This window comes from Chimaeribacter californicus (assembly GCF_002858675.1).
GTDB classification, from domain to species: domain Bacteria; phylum Pseudomonadota; class Gammaproteobacteria; order Enterobacterales; family Enterobacteriaceae; genus Chimaeribacter; species Chimaeribacter californicus.
The window spans coordinates 1-473 of sequence record NZ_PJZF01000106.1 but is presented as its reverse complement, the minus strand read 5'-3'; the positions used below and the strand labels follow the sequence as shown (position 1 = coordinate 473).

Annotated in this window: 1 protein-coding gene; it reads left to right on the top strand. The window is 44.8% G+C overall.

The genetic code is table 11. The features are described 5' to 3' along the window. Positions 1–464 (top strand): RNase A-like domain-containing protein (locus CYR55_RS23450; RefSeq protein WP_338153022.1); only part of this gene is annotated, 464 nt, incomplete at its 5' end. Between the last annotated feature and the right edge of the window lie 9 nt (positions 465–473).

Below are 473 nucleotides of genomic sequence, written 5' to 3'. Positions count from 1 at the left end.
AGCATGAACAAACCGCTACAACTGGGACTATAGGGGGTCACACCCTTAGTCGCCACGTAGGGAAGAGTGAGGATGATTTGATAGCTCTCCTGGCAGCCGAGCCAGACGGAAAAATGATTTCTAGTTTTTATCACGACCAGAATTTTGCTGAGACTGTGATTGCAAAGGCCATCTTAGATAATTTGCATAGGGTCTATAATTGGTACTATCGAATTGCGGATCCAGCAGGTGTGCCACAAGGTACAGGAGGAGGCAACAAGCGATCATTATTCTTCACAAGTGAATGCACATTTCCTGTCGGTTTTGGCTACCGCAAGGTAAAGAATTTGGCTGACGATACCTACATTTATGAGCGCCTAATATCTTCTCATGTTTTCGTTAAGCTGACCCGCGGAGATATTAATGGGCGCAATAAATTCATTGTCACAGCTTTTCCAAGCCAACTAGTTCCGGAGGCGTTATGACTTTTAGAG